The sequence below is a fragment of the Cytobacillus sp. IB215665 genome (assembly GCF_033963835.1).
GTDB lineage: Bacteria > Bacillota > Bacilli > Bacillales > SM2101 > Nanhaiella.
This window is the reverse complement of sequence record NZ_JAXBME010000020.1, coordinates 1-15,540: the sequence shown is the minus strand read 5'-3', so window position 1 is coordinate 15,540 and position 15,540 is coordinate 1. Positions and strand designations below refer to the sequence as shown.

Sequence of the window (15,540 nt, the reverse complement as noted above, 5' to 3'; positions counted from 1 at the left end):
CCTTATATGTTCTGCACTTCCATTTCATTTAGTTGCCTTAGTACTTCATCAAAAGTTGAAAAAGTAAGGCCGTACTCAATGCTTGGTCGTTTGATCACGATTGTTTCTATGTCTAGCTCAGCAGCTGCTGCTAGCTTTTCATCAACAGACCCAACCTTTCCACTCTCTTTCGTAATCATCAATGTAACACCGTATTGTTTGTAAAGCGCAATATCAAACTCTTTCGTGAACGGACCTTGAATGGCGACAATATTCTTCTGAAGAATACCAAGTTGCTCACACTTTTCCATATTATCTTTGCGCGGTAGCATTCTAGTAATCAAGCGAGTGTTTGGTAAATTTAATAGCTTTTGAGCAAAAACTTGTAATGTTTTACTCCCCGTCGTGAGCATAATCACGCCACCCTTGCTAGCAGCAACCTCAGCCGCTTGTTCATAGCTCTCGACTGTGATGATTTTTTCGTGCTTAATATGCTCTCGCTGCCTCTCATACCTTATATACGGAATATTTGCAGCTCTAGCTGCTTGTATAGCGTTTCTAGATGCTTCCTCCGCAAAGGGATGACTTGCATCCACAATTGTTTCAATATTTTGTAGTTGAATAACTTCTACCATCTCTTCTACATTTAATCTCCCGACCTTTATAGGAAGTCCAGCTTTTCTTAGCTCTATCGCTGCACTATCTGTGACGACCGTTGTAAGCAGGGAGTATCCGCCATTCTTCAAAGTTATCGCAAGTTCTCTTGCGTCACTTGTACCTGCTAAACATAGAATCATTTAACATGCTCCGTCTTCACGTCAGGATGGTGATGATGGTGGTGACCGTGATCATGATCGTGATGGTGGTGATGATCAATATGTTCCATCGCCTCTAAACGATACAGACACGTATCACAATTCATCTTAACTTCATCTTTTAACGCCTCAGCTATGCGGTCATGCAAAATCAATTCAAGTTTTGGATGAAACCCAAAATATTCTGCTAACACAAATTCTACTGATGGGAATTCTGTTTGAAAATCTGCCATCAACCGCTCAAGACGTTTAATTAATATACCTGTAAATAAAAAGTATGGTACGACAACAACTCTTTTGGCTCCTAGCTTCATACATCGCTCAATACTCTCACGAATAAGAGGATCAGTGACGCCCATAAAAGCAGGTTCAACGATCTTATATTTAAGTCGTTCCCACAGCAGTCTTGTAATTTTATACAAATCACTATTCGCATCAGGGTCGCTTCCTCCTCGACCTAACAAAATTACTGCTGTATGCTCTTTAGGATCATCTATCTTCTCTCCAGCCTCTACTAGTCTATTAGTACAGATGTCTAGTGCTAAATCATGAACACCTATCGGCCTACCGTATGTAAAATCAATATGAGGATACTTCTCTTTTGCCTCATCAATTGCTGCAGGGATATGAATCTTTGAATGGCCCGCAGGAAGTAGCATTATTGGAATGACAACAATATGCGACGCCCCTTTGTTCACACAAGCTTCCAGCCCTTGAAGTATATTTGGTAACTCAAACTCTAAAAAACACGCTTCTACTAATAAACTATCATCTATACTAGGTTTCATATTTTCTATAAACTTTAATACTTGTTCATTTCCTTCTGGATCTCTACTTCCATGACCAACAAATAACACTGCCTTCATTGATAATCCTCCTTTTAATCAGCACATGGTACCGGTTCAATTGATAGATTTGGTGACACATCTTTATACTGGTAACCTTGTATTTCCTTTACACGTTTATAATATTTATGAAAGCGCTCGTTCGGATGCCCCTTCTCCTTATACTCTCCTACGATATTTTGTATTAATGGAACCAGACGTTCAGGTTCAATCCCTTCTGCGACTAGCTGTCCAGCATGAGCAGTTCTACCAACGGTTTTCGCCCCGAGAAAGAGGTCGAATTTTCCTTTGCGAAATACGATGCCAATATCATCATTCACTGCACCATAGCAAGCCATCGCACAGCCGTTAAAACCGATATGAAGCTCCTTTGGAACATCAATACCACCTATTAATGCTTGTATTTCCTCAGCCTGCGATATGGAGTCAAATTTCTCTCCATCACAAAAATCACATGCCTTCATAGTCGCTACATCACCAACCGGTGCTAGTAAAAAGCCAACATCCGTTAGTTTATTTGTGACTGTTTCAGGGCTTGTAGTAGGAATATGAAGTAAAATCTGGTGATTAATTGTATACTCCATCGTTCCTTTATCACCAACGACATCTGCAAGAACAAGCATTTGCTGCGGCGTAAACTTTTTGTTAACGACACCTGGACTGACAGCTACTTCAAAAATTGACTCAATATTTGTTCCTGCATATGTTGACCTCTCATTCGTTACCCCTTTGTCTTGATCAACCATAGCAATTGCCTTATTTGCCATATCTAAAGCTGAAGGAGACTCTTCCTTACCTCCGTGCAATGCCCAAGGCTCGTTCTCTCTTTTTAGCCGTTCATGTGGTTTCAACTTCTGCTCTTGTGTTTGCAATGTGTATTTTCTTTGATAACCTCTTGGCGTAATCATTTTGTTATCATACATAAACGTAGTGGAATTCCCAATAATCACAGTTGTTAACATACCAATATCGTGATCAAGCATATCCTGTAAAGTCGTCATAACGACATGCTGTCGATCTCTATATGCACTTTTTACTAAACCAACTGGTGTGTCTGGAGAACGATATTTTAATAGAATTTGTTGCGCTACAACAATTTGTCTCGTTCGCTTCCCACTCTTTGGATTGTAAAGAGCGATGACGAAATCAGCCTGGCCGGCTGCTTCAATTCTTCTTTCGATAAGCTCCCAAGGAGTCAAATGATCACTTAAGCTAATCGTACAAGCATCATGCATAACAGGAGCACCTAACAACGAAGCGCATGAATTAATTGCAGAAATCCCTGGAACAACCTCTACCTCAACTCCCTCAAGTTCTGACCACCCTTTTTCAATTAACACCTCGTATACTAAGCCAGCCATGCCATATACTCCAGCATCTCCGCTTGATATTACAGCCACATATTTTCCTTCTTCCGCTAACTTAACCGCTGCTTGTGCACGACTTACTTCTTCTGACATGCCTGTACTTACTATTTCTTGATCTGTTATAAGATCTAAAATGAGATCTACATATGTTTTATAACCAATAACACAATCACTTTCAGCGATGGCTTCCTTGGCCCTGTTAGTTATATGCTTTTCACTACCTGGCCCGAAACCGACAATGAGTAATTTTCCCTTCAAGCTAACCCCTCCTTATTCATTTACTTATTTACCACTGCTTTTTCTTTCGAAATCCCAAGTGGACGATCACCTTGTAACTGCATCCCCGTATTTGTTGTTGTATAGCTCATCGCATGTGTAAGGGGCTTTCCTTGTGCAAGGTGTTCGGAAACAATCTGGCGACCTAGTTCTGGTGTAACCTTCTCGTACCACGTACCCTCTGGATAGACGATTGCTACACACGCATCCTTACATCTACCATTACACCTCGTTCTTGTCGTATGAACAGTTGAATCGAGACCTAGCCTTTCAATTTCTTCACGAATAGCTACTGTAGCTTCTTCACCACCTTTTCTCATGCAGCTTGAACCATTACATATCAACACGTGGTGTTTCGTCCCTTGTAAATTCCATGTCGTCAATTTCATCCTCTCCCTTCAATAAAGATGTAAAGTTCTATATTTCTGCTAAAAGCTTCATTATTTCATTTTTTGTTTTTGGAATGGTGCATGAATTAAATCGATCTTTCACTCTTAACTGTTCGAAGACATCAATGATCCACGGTTTCTCTAAGTGACTTTTTTGTAAAATCGCATCGTCTCGAAATACTTGATCAGGTTTGTCTTGAGCTATGATCCTCCCTTCATTCATTACAATGATCTCATCAGCCCATTCATAAGCTAAATTCACATCATGTGTAGACACAATCATTGTTTTGTTCTCTGTTTGAATATCATGTAATACATTCATAATTTTCTTAGCATAGTATGGATCTAGCCCTGCTGTCGGTTCATCTAATACCATGAGCTTCGGCTCCATGGCCACAATTCCCGCAATGGCAACTCGTTTTTTTTGGCCAATGCTTAAAAAATGAGGTGGCTTTTCTTTTAATGCAGTCGTTTCCGTTAACATCATTGCCTTGTCCACAGCTAGCTCTACTTCGCTCTCAGAAAGCCCCATATTTTTAGGTCCATATTTTATATCTTGATAAACACTAGATGAGAATAATTGAGAGTCAGAATCCTGATATACAATCCCTACCTGTTGACGTAATCTCTTTATCTCTTTGCGCTTGTACCGTAACGTTTCACCTTGAAAACAGATGGAACCACTCGTCGGTTGTAAAATCCCATTGAAATGTAAAAACAATGTTGACTTTCCAGCCCCGTTATTTCCTAACAAAGCAATTTTCTTTCCTTGTTCAATAGATAGAGAAATATTGTTTATAGCATCAGTCCCATCAGGATATTGGTATGTAATGTTTTCAAGCTCTATAATTGGTGTACTCATTAAACAGAACTCCTTTTACATAGCTGATGCTACGAATGTAAGCGTCAGCATTGATATCGCTACGATCCCCCAGTTCAGTGGATGATATTTATAGCTGCTTTCAATTTCATAATTACCATCTTGTCCACCACGTGTATCTACTGCTATTTGTAGTTCTTTTGCGTACTTCATAGACTTTACAAACACCCCTACTACTAGCTGACCTAAAGAATAAATTGATAGACGGTAATGTTGATAGCCAAGTCTAGAAGCTTGTGCGATATAGACTTCTTGGGCTTTATCTAAAAGTACAAAAATAAATCGATATGTGAATGCAACGAGTTCAATAAATAGTGTTGGTAGTTTCATTTTCTGTAGAAGCCATAAAATATCATGAAGCGGCGTAGATAATATTAAGAAATACATGCAACTTACAGTTGACAAAACGGTAAAAAATAAGCTTGTGACGATTGATATATTATCTGTAGTTATAAACAACTGCCACGTACCAATAGTCATTGACCATAACGAATTAATTACTTTGTAGTCATACGGTGCAATCGAAATAAGAATAGGTATAACACTAGAAAGCAAAAAGAATGATGGTAATAAAAGTAGTTTTATATAATCACGTACTGAGATTTTCGCACCGAAAACTATTGCCATGCTCATGATTAACAAAGTTATAACAGCAATAACTTCACTTTTTGTAATAAGACAGAAAAACAAAAATAAAAATGTGAAAACTGCTTTCTCAATAGGGTGAACATGTCGTAGCTGATTCAAATAAGCAAGCTGGTCAATCCGAAGCATGCTTCACCTCACTAGAAGATTCAGGGGAGAATTTTTTTCGTGCTCTACCATAGCCGATAACATAGCCGATTATAATTGCACCTATGGCCGCTTGTAAGGAAAATAGCAAGCTTTCTATCTCACCGCTTGGTGGCTCCCATAATACGTTGAACCAAGGCTCATAATTAGGTGCTATTTCACCAATCGCTTCTTCAGCTTGTCCATCTGCCCCACCAAATTCAGCATCCTGCTGTATAACTAAAGGAACAATAGCCAACAAGATGACCAACACTATCAAAATCAGATTTTTCATTAATTAACATACCTCCTTGTTTCAAATAGCTGTTTTCGCATTAATAGTTGCTTTTCGTAATAAAAGCTAAGCAAGCATTTAACTAGTACAGGACATCTTTTCTTCGCATTTCATACACATCAGATACTCAAATGGAAGTGAAAAAAATCATATACGATCAGAATCTTTCGAAAAACTGGAAAAATGGCTGTAGCATAATTGATTGAGTTAGTTCTCTTTTGCTAAAAAATGCTGCCTTGTTGTTCTAAGCCTTCTTTGAACTCATACTAACTGGAACATTTAATTGCTGTAATTCTCGAACATTGTATTTTGCAAGCAAGTTCATAACTACTACAGTTAATAGTCCCTCACTCACTGCTAAAGGAATTTGTGTAAAAGAGAAAATCCCAGCAAATTTGATAAATGATGCTACAACCCCTCCAACCTCAGTCGGAAATGCCAGAGCCAATTGAAAAGCTGTCACAGTATAAGTACTGAGATCTCCTAACATTGCTGCTAAAAAAACTGAGACTGCAAAAGAGAAATTTACTCTTAAGCCTGCTTTAAATACAAAATATGTAACCATTGGTCCTACAACAGCCATTGAAAATGCATTTGCACCGAGTGTTGTGATGCCGCCATGAGCGAGCAATAATGATTGAAACATTAATACAATCGTCCCTAGTACACTCATGACTGTTGGACCAAAAAGCACAGTACCTAGCCCAACACCAGTCGGATGTGAACTACTTCCAGTTACAGAAGGGATTTTTAATGCTGACAACACAAATGCAAATGCCCCTGATAGCCCAAGCATCGTCTTCACCTCGGGGTTTTCTTTCACTTTTTTTCGGATGGAGTACATCCCAACAGCCAAAAATGGAATCGTTAAAACCCACCAAAAAATAGCCCACCCAACCGGCAGAAAGCCCTCCATTATGTGCATCGCATATACTGGCCGAAATGAATTCAGCCAAAAATAACTAGTCAAACCAATAATAATTGTTACGATTAGCCAAGCATGTTTTCTTTTCATCAGTGAAGCTCTCCCCCATGTTTATAAAGGCTGATTCTAAATATATTGATATACACACGAATATTGCTCGTGGTTACTACACAAAATTAGAAGATTCCGAAAGAGCCTTTATGTAAAATAAAAAGAGCACTCAAACCATAAAGGATCGAGTGCTCAGAAAAAGTCAGTATTAACTATATGTTTACATACTAATTCTTAACAACACCTCCCTATATTCCCGTAGGTTACAATCGTGTTACTTAAACAGGCAGGTCTCCTGACTTATCTTCAACACTTCCTGCGCCTTCCCATTTCTTTACGAAACAGTGACACATATGCAGGTTGCTCAGACTTACAGTGGCGGGAACCGCGTCGGCTTTACACCGAACTTCCCTTTTAAGTTGTACACAGCTTTTACTTATGCACAACACCTGTTTATTTCATCATTCAGTTGTTATAATTCAGTATATTCTAAAATAAATTATGAGTCTAGCTTTTTTCATAGCATGTATATTTGTGAAAGGAAATTTCTAATAGTACGTGTATAATATAATAAATATTAATTTGATTTCTAATAAAACAAGTTAAGGTGACTAACTATGAAAATAGGAAAATTTTCTAAAGAAAATAAAATAAGCATAAATACAACTAGACACTACATAGACCTTGGCTTAATAACACCTGAGAAAGCATCCGGACAGTATCAATTTGATGAACAATGCCACAGAGATGTAAAGGATATTATTTACTTAAAAAACCTCGGCTTTTCGTTAAGTGAAATAAAAACAATCTTTCAATATAAAAGACTTGGCAAATTATCCGCACTAGAAAATAACGAATTTTACAAAGAGATTTTTGTAGAAAAGCTACATACGATAGAACATAAAATAGTCGAATACGAAGAAACGAGACAAAATTTGCAAAATGAACTTACCCATTTAAATACAACGAATAAACCTAAACAGCTTAAAATGGGTATGAGCTTATCAGTGCTCCCACTTTTAGAATGTAAAAAATGCGGGGCTACTTTAAGCATTAAAAATGGAGACATCGTTAACAATCAAATCTTACATGGTGTTCTTCAATGTAACTGTGAGCATCAACACTTTATTAAAGACGGAATTCTCTTCACCCCACAAACCATTCATCATGCTCACGACGTTAAAAGTCCAAGTCATATGATGAATGAATTCAACTATTTTATATCAGATTACATTAAGGAAACAGATAAAAAATATTTAGATCATCTATATCAGGCTGTTGACTGGTTTTATAAAAGGGTTAATTTTGAACAATTAACGCATAAAATACTGCTCCATCTTGGTACCGGAATTGGTTTCTCATTAAGGCATATCTATAACTCCTTGCCTAAAGATTGCCTCTATATTGCGGTTGATCATGATTACCAACGACATTACGTATTAAAAAGTATTTTAGAAACTTATGAAGAACAGAAAAACATCTTATTTATTTGTTCTGATTTCCTACATATTCCATTAAAAAAAGAAGCAGTCGATTTTTTAATTGATACAGGCAGTTCAGAGCATAGCTTTCAACATGAAAACTTTTTAATAGAGGAAGTACAGCTTTATTTAAAAGAAGAAAGTAATTTAATCGGTGCATATTTGACGTATGAAAACTATCATATAAAAAATGAAATCAAACCGTCTTATAGACAAAACTTTCAACTTAATAACATCAAAGAGAAATTAAAAACTTTACGCTATGACCTTGTCGACGATATGGTCTCTATTCCAGTTGATCAATCCCCTGGAAAGTATGAATTGCAATTACTAGATGGTGAGAAGATGTATACTTATCTATATTATGGAAAAAGGTTGGGTTAACCCGACCTTTTGTAAATTTCATCGTAAAAAAAACGTAAATACTACCTTGCTATTGCCCTTTCCCGATGAATTAGGATTACTATAAAGGAGGGGGAAATATTGAGGAATAAATTAAGTCAAATGTTTGATCCAAAATCTGATGTAAAAAATTTGATCTTACTTTCATTTGGAAGCATTGTCTCGTTATTTGGATCTTTCGTTTACTCATTTGCTATCAGTTTATATGTTTTGACAGAAACAGGTTCAGGGCTTTCATTTGCAACAAACTTAATATTATCTATTATACCGACCATTATTTTAGGACCTGTAGCTGGAGTTATCACAGACCGCCTGAACCGTAAATTCATACTAGTTTTTAGTGATGTATTAAGTGGCGTGGTGCTGCTTGTTTTATATGTAATTAGTCTTCATGAACTCCATTTATATTGGATTTATGCAATTACATTTATTTTAAATGTCTTCAGTACATTTGCTAGTGTGAGCATCGAATCATCTAAACCAAATATTGTTCATGAAAATAACTTGATGAAGATCAACGCGATCACAAGAATGATTTTTTCAATTTCTTTTACTTTAGGACCAATTATAGGAGGAATGGTATTTGCTTTTGTTAATATAAAAACCTTTATATTAATAAATGCTATCTCCTTTATCATTTCAAGTATAAGTGAGTGCTTTATTAATTTCCGATTCAACGAAAAAAATTCTCCTAACAAAAAAAAAGACCACTTTTTCATAGAACTAAAGGAAGGTTTTTCATATATTTATTCTCAACAAAAATTACGGACAATTATCGTTCTGTCAATACTTGTTAACTTCTTTATTACTTTATCATCAACAATCCCAGTTCCATTTATTATTACAAATGTTCTAAAGCTTCCTTCTACTGCATTCGGAATCATTGAAGCGGCATTTCCAATTGGTATGCTAATTGGAGCTATTTTCATTGGAAAATTTATTTCAAAGTTACATTATCATAAGTTTTTAATACTTATGACTATGATCATCTCCAGTTTAACAATCCTCATTAGTGGACCATTGCTCTTTAACCAAACTTATCACCCTATTTTTTACACAATATTTTACTGTGTATTAAATATAGGCTTTGGGATTTCTTCATCATTTGTCGATATCCCTATCATGACGTTTATTCAACAAACGGTTCCTGATCAGTTAAGAGGGAGAGTTATAAGTACTGGCTTAACTATTGTTAAGACCGTTGTACCGATCGCTATGATACTGTCAGGAACACTACTAAACATCATCTCACCTTATTGGCTACCATTAGTCGGAGGATCAACACTGTTAAGCATAAGTTTATATATGTATTTCACGAAAGAAATAAGATCAATATCGTTGAGACACCATACACAGAATGCGGAAGCACCTTAATCTAGTTAAAAAAGTTTTGAAGCTGTATGCGATTAAGTTACTGCATATCAGCTAAGGAATAGCTATTTGCATTTTAGCAGCAAAGGAATGCTAATTTAATAGGCACTTTTTGTTAGGCTGTTTTCGATTGTTTTTCCTATTAATAAATATATATGAGAACAACTCAAGCTTCGGGGCATCTTTTCTTCTAAAAAATATTGATATAACAGCAAAGTATACTAAAACAGCCTTTTGTTATCTTTGTTGCTTTATTTCACTTAAATTCGAGCAACTGATATGTAGGATATGGTTTTTATAGTCTTCGTAAAAAAAGATGCCACTAACTGCTTTATCCGTGTTTATATCTTAGTAAGAAAAGAAACGAGCTGTGGAAAAAAACAATATCAAACATAAATGAAGGTGATTATATGAAAACAAACTTATTTCTTGTGCGCCATGCTCATGCTACTTATACACCTGATGAATTAAGTAGGCCTCTGTCTAAACAAGGTCTATTTGACGCAACTAACGTAACATCTATTCTTAAAGACGAGAAAATCGATATCGTCATATCTAGCCCTTACAAAAGAGCGATACAAACAGTTGACGGTATTGCCCAGCTTAGAGATATGGAGATAGTACTAAAAGAAGACTTTAAAGAGAGATTATTGTCTGACGGACCAGTTGAAAACTTCCTACAGGCTATAACAGCCGTTTGGGAAAATAAGCAGCTTTCATTCAAAGGTGGGGAATCAAATATAACTGCTCAGGCACGAGGTGTAAAGATAACTAAAGAGATATTATCAAAATATGAAGGTAAAAATATAGTCGTCGGTACACATGGCAATATTATGGTATTAATCATGAATTACTTTGACCCACAATTCGATTTTGCCTTTTGGAAACAACTCACCATGCCAGATATTTATAAATTATCCTTTGATGGACATGAGTTAGTAGATGTCAATAGATTGTGGAGTTCTCAAAATCATTAACAGGATTCGTCATTAAGTAGACTCGCTGCTATACCCGTTGTATCAAAAGAGATGAAAACCGTAGATACATTTGTATCTACGGTTATTTACTAAAACATGAGCATTTGTTAATTGAACTCATTACTAATTTTTGTTTCATAAGGTAATTCTTTAGATTTGTTTGGCTGATTAACAGATAAGTTCGTTAAATTAAGCTTAATGCTAACCATAGCACCGACTATTATGATGATTGCAGCTGTAACATAAGTAACGATTAATGATGTGTAAGTGACCAAAGGTCCAGCAACAGCTGACCCTACTAGCATTCCTCCAATAAACAATGGAGTTAATATTCCATTTGTTCTCCCTATATACTTTTCATCTATCATTTTAATGATGAGCATTCCAAGCATCGTTTGCCACATGGCTAATATTAAGCCTGTTATAAAATTCATTGTCGCTGTTAATACAAACCATACAGACAAAACCTCTATGATAAGTGAGAAAGACAAGAAACATAACCCTCCGACAATTACCCTTTTCACCTTAAACTTGTTGCCTAATATAGCAGCCATAATACTTCCAACAAACATTCCTATGCCTGCTAGCATATAAAGCCATTGAATACTCTCTTTATCTAGGCCTAAACGATCAATAACAATGAAAATGTCCAACGGTTGAACAATACCTGCTCCTAATCCAATAAAGACAAAAGCAATTGCAATAATACTTAAATTTCTTGAGTTTTTTACGTATCGAACTCCATCTTTCAATTCTTTAATAAACCTAGAAGAGCTATGTGAGTGCTCTTTATGCGGTGTTGGTAGGAACAATAATGTGATAGACGAAATGAAAAATGCAATAGTAATACTTACTAAGGAAGCGGTAATGCCAAACCAACTGTAGATTAACGTTCCGATAATTGGACCAATGATTAAAAATAGTGCTTGCAAGCTTTGAATAATTCCTATTGCAGGAGCAACCATATCTTCTGGAATATGTTTTTTGAATATTATGGAAGATGAAGGCTGTGATATTTGGCTAACAACACTAGAAACAAGTGTAGCTAGAAAAATAACCTGCCAATTTCCGTTATTCACAAATAAGATGATGATGCATATGGATAAAGCGCTAGCGAAATCCCCTAAGATCATTGTCTTTTTAGGATTCCACCTGTCTGCTAACGCTCCTCCAACAAAAGAAAAAAGAAAAATCGGGGTGTATTCAATCACAGTTAGCAATGAAACATAAATTGCATTATTATCAGTTAATTCCATTACAAAAAACAATAATGCAATGTTTCGAATCCAAATAGCACATTGCTGAATTAAATCCGTGAAAAGAATGATTTGGAAAACTCTATTTGATAATAACTTCATGAATAAAAACCTCCTATAATTTAATTGTTTAATTATATTAAAATTTAAGTATACTTAAATTTTAATGAAAAAAATTGTAAATTATTCATTTCTGACCAACATTTATTGAAACTAAAGGCTATTTTTGTAAGACTTGTTGCTATTATGACCACATATGTACTATAAGAAGTGGCTTTATAAGTGAGTCATCATGTTACAGAAGAAAGATGCCATGAACTCTAGTTTGCACGTGTTTTTTCCTAACCACATTTATGGGTCAAATTACTATATTTACGGGTCAATTACTTAGTTATATGAGTCAAATTATAATATTTACGGGTCAATTACTCAGTTATATGGGTCAAATCACAATATTTACAGGTCAAATACTTAGTTATATATGAGCCAAATCACCAAAAACAACAATCGACGGGCAAAAAGCCTAAGTAACTTAAAATTTAAATTATATAAATATTTAATTATACTTAACTATAATATAAAAATATATAGTTATTTTTTTTCTTTTTGTTGAATTTCTGTAGCAATATTGTAAAGTTTCTGTTGTAAATCAACTAAATTTTCTAAATCATTTTCATTTAGTTTTGAATAATATTTTTGGATGATATATAACTCGAAATTAGCCATTATTTGATTGTATTCTTTTCCTTTCTCGTCTAGATGGACAATGATTTCTCTTCGGTTATTAACATTGATCTCTCTTTTCAAAAAGCCTTTTTTCTCAAGTTTACTTACGAGTTGAGTTGCGGCACTAGGTGTGATGGAAAAATGGTTTGAAATCTCATTGTTTGTTAGTGAATTTGCGTTTAACAGTTCCAATAAGATACTTTGCTTTGTAGTTAAATTTAGAAATTCTTTATTAGCAAATCCATGATATTCTTCCAAAAATATAGTATTTAAAGCATCTGAAGAGTGTTTCAATTTTTTATAATAAATAGCAGTAATGTCATCCATATAATCACCTTTGAAGTTTGAAATTGACTTTTATTGTTGTTTTCGTACTAAGACTCTTTTCATCCATAAAGAGTGCATGGTCTCTCGTATAGCCTCATTGTTTATAATGCTAATTTACTATCAATAGCGATAAAGCTTACGAAAAGATCCTTTTAATTTCACCTTTATTATAAACTAACACAAATAATTAAGCAACCTTAAATATTAATTAAATTAAAATAAAATTGAAGTTAATCTTTTTTATACATGGAAAAACCGTAGATGAGCATTATCTACGGTTTTACGCTCTTTACTTAGTATGAACTTATTCTGAAGGCATTGTAAAGTACACATAGTCTGATTCATAAGTAATTTGGTCTTGAGTTATCCCCCATTTAACAAGCATTTTAACTCGATATTCTGTGTCAAAATCCGCTTCTTTTGTCCAAACATCATTCCAATCAGTCGGGTTTAAAAGTTTATAATCCGTGTAACCCCATTGTCCATTTGGGTATAACTTCTCACGTCGTAAATAAACATACTCTGGGCCACCTACATCGTCAACATTTGCGAGTAAATCAACAATCATTAGATTACCGCTACTATAGATCCCCTTAATTTCAACTGGTTTTGGCATTAGATAATAGCTCCAAGGGGAAGCATATTTCTCATTACCCACTGAATTTGTAATCGTTAGTTTCATTCTATATTGGGTATCCCATACTGATTCTCTTTCCCAAGTTGATTTTCCAGTTACGTCGTAATCAGAATAACGCCATATCCCATCTTCATATAACTTTTCACGTCTTAAGGTCACAGTATCACCACCGCTTACGCTTACAGCAAAATTCAGCTTCATCATACTAGTAGTATGAGATAAATCCGTAATCATTGCTGCAGGTGGTTCTTTGCCGACGAGAGTCCATGGTGTAACTTGTCCTTTATCCAATAGTACTTCTCCGTTTTCTTTCAATTGTACTTGAGGAAGAAGCCATTCTACTGTTGAAGGGAAGTATAGTTCATTACTATGCAAATAAACTGTAGGAGCGTATTTTTCAGCATATTCTTCTGCTTTTTGTAATTGTTCAGGATTCGCTCCTAAGTCCGTAATATCATTATTATGACTTGCACCTGTCACATCCCTAAACCACCCTTTTGACACTCCTGGCCCTTTTGGACTATCTGGGCACGAAAGATTGCACAGATCTACAGCATCAGACGTTCCACTTTCACCCCATCTTCCTTTAAAATCCATCCATGGCGTATTTTGTTGATTGAAAATAATAAAGTTATCGTCAGAGATATCCCATTTCTGCCCTCTATTTGTATAATCATTTCCGAACCCACTTAATCTACTATGCTTCCCTTCAGTCCAGTAGTTAGCATGACTTTGCTCAGCAGAATATATAACAGGGTGAGTGGGACCATTTTCAAATTCAAACTTAGATGAGTCAGTCCAATCATGTTCATTATCATGAGCTGAAGGAAGTATACTTTCAATTTCATTTGAGTCTTTATTAACCAGTATCTTTACCCCTTCCCAGTCACCAGCATGAGCACCACTTGGAATAATACCTAACCCTCCTATACTACCATTATATGGATAAAAAAAGCGGTAGTTTAAACCTATATAATCTTCATATTCTAGAACTTGGACGTACGCTTTTGCTGTTTGTAAGTTACCCATTCTAACAAAGATACTAGCGTCCATCTTAAGATATTGATCAGATTCTGCTGCATTGGTAGTATTCAAGGTTACAAAAGGAGAGAACAGTAGAACAATTAACATAACAATGACGTTTTTTTTACTTTTATTGACCATTTCACTTCCACTCCCTTTTCGCATATTTTTCTAGACCATGCTATTGACTTTAATCGCTAGCAATTCTAGTTTCTTGTATACTACAAGAATTTTATCTTTTATAAAACTTACATAATGACATCTATCGTCCTATTTCGACAGTATATTCTGAATATTCCTTCACCATTCGAGCTTTTTTATAGTTGTAAATCAATATATTTATTTTTTCTATATGTTTTGACTAACACAATAAACCTCGTCATTAGCTGATGACGAGGTTACAATATCATTTGATTATAGGTAGGTAGCGGTAGCTTCATAACTAGAATTTCTTAATTAAAGTTTCTTTTGTAAACTTTGTTGCTATTATTAAGATTTTACCCAGACCTCGTACTTTAATAGAAAAGATGCACGACACTTAATAACAACATAAGAACTTATTTGATAAAACTAAAGATCTCATATATAAATTATTAAACAAAACCTCCACATAAGCACCGTTAGATTTTGACTCTCTTCAAGCGAAGTGAGTTTGTCACAACTGATACTGAGCTAAATGCCATAGCTGCTCCAGCTACCCAAGGTGCTAATAAGCCGATGGCTGCAATTGGAATACCTGCTGAATTG

14 protein-coding genes and 1 riboswitch are annotated in these 15,540 nt (G+C 35.3%); of the genes, 3 read left to right on the top strand and 11 right to left on the bottom strand.

Annotated features, from left to right (window positions below; translation table 11 throughout):
- Positions 1-2: 2 nt before the first annotated feature.
- The 8 genes from cobK to SLH52_RS19280 all read right to left on the bottom strand — a co-directional run bounded on the left by cobK (position 3) and on the right by SLH52_RS19280 (position 6,632).
- The gene (gene cobK / locus SLH52_RS19315; RefSeq protein WP_320210886.1) at positions 3-776 is read right to left on the bottom strand and encodes a precorrin-6A reductase; all 774 of its coding nucleotides are present in this window, start codon (positions 774-776) and stop codon (positions 3-5) included.
- Positions 773-1,660 carry a sirohydrochlorin chelatase gene (locus tag SLH52_RS19310; protein WP_320210885.1) on the bottom strand — a complete coding sequence of 296 codons (888 nt, stop codon included), beginning with the start codon at positions 1,658-1,660 and terminating at the stop codon, positions 773-775. Before SLH52_RS19310 ends, cobK begins: the two co-directional genes overlap by 4 nt.
- A gap of 14 nt (positions 1,661-1,674) precedes the next feature.
- Complete coding sequence (gene cobJ / locus SLH52_RS19305) at positions 1,675-3,264, bottom strand: precorrin-3B C(17)-methyltransferase (RefSeq protein WP_320210884.1); 1,590 nt, start codon at positions 3,262-3,264, stop codon at positions 1,675-1,677.
- 20 nt (positions 3,265-3,284) lie between these two features.
- Positions 3,285-3,665: a (2Fe-2S) ferredoxin domain-containing protein gene (locus SLH52_RS19300; protein WP_214484397.1), complete on the bottom strand. Its 381-nt coding sequence runs from the start codon at positions 3,663-3,665 to the stop codon at positions 3,285-3,287.
- 34 nt (positions 3,666-3,699) lie between these two features.
- Complete coding sequence (locus tag SLH52_RS19295) at positions 3,700-4,533, bottom strand: energy-coupling factor ABC transporter ATP-binding protein (RefSeq protein ID WP_214484398.1); 834 nt, start codon at positions 4,531-4,533, stop codon at positions 3,700-3,702.
- A 15-nt stretch (positions 4,534-4,548) separates the two neighbouring features.
- Positions 4,549-5,325 carry a cobalt ECF transporter T component CbiQ gene (gene cbiQ / locus SLH52_RS19290; RefSeq protein WP_320210883.1) on the bottom strand — a complete coding sequence of 259 codons (777 nt, stop codon included), beginning with the start codon at positions 5,323-5,325 and terminating at the stop codon, positions 4,549-4,551.
- Positions 5,312-5,617, bottom strand: a complete 306-nt coding sequence (locus SLH52_RS19285; RefSeq protein ID WP_320210882.1) for an energy-coupling factor ABC transporter substrate-binding protein — start codon at positions 5,615-5,617, stop codon at positions 5,312-5,314. Before SLH52_RS19285 ends, cbiQ begins: the two co-directional genes overlap by 14 nt.
- Before the next feature lie 244 nt (positions 5,618-5,861).
- A complete protein-coding gene (locus tag SLH52_RS19280) occupies positions 5,862-6,632 on the bottom strand; it encodes an energy-coupling factor ABC transporter permease (RefSeq protein ID WP_413785564.1) in 771 nt (256 codons plus the stop codon).
- A gap of 228 nt (positions 6,633-6,860) precedes the next feature.
- Positions 6,861-7,061, bottom strand: a riboswitch (cobalamin riboswitch).
- Positions 7,062-7,210: 149 nt separating this feature from the next.
- Between SLH52_RS19280 and SLH52_RS19275 the strand changes: the two genes are divergently transcribed.
- The 3 genes from SLH52_RS19275 (at position 7,211) to SLH52_RS19265 (ending at position 10,824) form a co-directional block, all read left to right on the top strand.
- A complete protein-coding gene (locus SLH52_RS19275; protein WP_320210881.1) occupies positions 7,211-8,458 on the top strand; it encodes a MerR family transcriptional regulator in 1,248 nt (415 codons plus the stop codon).
- Between the two features lie 99 nt (positions 8,459-8,557).
- The gene (locus tag SLH52_RS19270; protein WP_320210880.1) at positions 8,558-9,850 is read left to right on the top strand and encodes an MFS transporter; all 1,293 of its coding nucleotides are present in this window, start codon (positions 8,558-8,560) and stop codon (positions 9,848-9,850) included.
- 407 nt (positions 9,851-10,257) lie between these two features.
- Positions 10,258-10,824, top strand: a complete 567-nt coding sequence (locus SLH52_RS19265; protein ID WP_320210879.1) for a histidine phosphatase family protein — start codon at positions 10,258-10,260, stop codon at positions 10,822-10,824.
- Positions 10,825-10,931: 107 nt separating this feature from the next.
- On the opposite strand, the gene SLH52_RS19260 is transcribed toward SLH52_RS19265, so the two are convergent.
- The 3 genes from SLH52_RS19260 to SLH52_RS19250 form a co-directional block, all read right to left on the bottom strand.
- Positions 10,932-12,182 (bottom strand): MFS transporter, encoded by a 1,251-nt coding sequence (locus SLH52_RS19260; RefSeq protein WP_320210878.1) that lies wholly within the window; start codon positions 12,180-12,182, stop codon positions 10,932-10,934.
- A gap of 489 nt (positions 12,183-12,671) precedes the next feature.
- On the bottom strand, positions 12,672-13,133 hold the full coding sequence (locus SLH52_RS19255; RefSeq protein ID WP_320210877.1) for a MarR family winged helix-turn-helix transcriptional regulator: 462 nt from the start codon (positions 13,131-13,133) through the stop codon (positions 12,672-12,674).
- A 304-nt stretch (positions 13,134-13,437) separates the two neighbouring features.
- Positions 13,438-14,934 (bottom strand): Vps62-related protein, encoded by a 1,497-nt coding sequence (locus SLH52_RS19250; RefSeq protein WP_320210876.1) that lies wholly within the window; start codon positions 14,932-14,934, stop codon positions 13,438-13,440.
- Between the last annotated feature and the right edge of the window lie 606 nt (positions 14,935-15,540).

Coding starts and splice junctions, on each gene's coding strand:
- cobK (WP_320210886.1), bottom strand. CDS start 776: ATGATTCTATGTTTAGCAGGTACAAGTGACGCAAGAGAACTTGCGATA.
- SLH52_RS19310 (WP_320210885.1), bottom strand. CDS start 1,660: ATGAAGGCAGTGTTATTTGTTGGTCATGGAAGTAGAGATCCAGAAGGA.
- SLH52_RS19295 (WP_214484398.1), bottom strand. CDS start 4,533: ATGAGTACACCAATTATAGAGCTTGAAAACATTACATACCAATATCCT.
- cbiQ (WP_320210883.1), bottom strand. CDS start 5,325: ATGCTTCGGATTGACCAGCTTGCTTATTTGAATCAGCTACGACATGTT.
- SLH52_RS19285 (WP_320210882.1), bottom strand. CDS start 5,617: ATGAAAAATCTGATTTTGATAGTGTTGGTCATCTTGTTGGCTATTGTT.
- SLH52_RS19280 (WP_413785564.1), bottom strand. CDS start 6,632: ATGAAAAGAAAACATGCTTGGCTAATCGTAACAATTATTATTGGTTTG.
- SLH52_RS19275 (WP_320210881.1), top strand. CDS start 7,211: ATGAAAATAGGAAAATTTTCTAAAGAAAATAAAATAAGCATAAATACA.
- SLH52_RS19265 (WP_320210879.1), top strand. CDS start 10,258: ATGAAAACAAACTTATTTCTTGTGCGCCATGCTCATGCTACTTATACA.
- SLH52_RS19260 (WP_320210878.1), bottom strand. CDS start 12,182: ATGAAGTTATTATCAAATAGAGTTTTCCAAATCATTCTTTTCACGGAT.
- SLH52_RS19255 (WP_320210877.1), bottom strand. CDS start 13,133: ATGGATGACATTACTGCTATTTATTATAAAAAATTGAAACACTCTTCA.
- SLH52_RS19250 (WP_320210876.1), bottom strand. CDS start 14,934: ATGGTCAATAAAAGTAAAAAAAACGTCATTGTTATGTTAATTGTTCTA.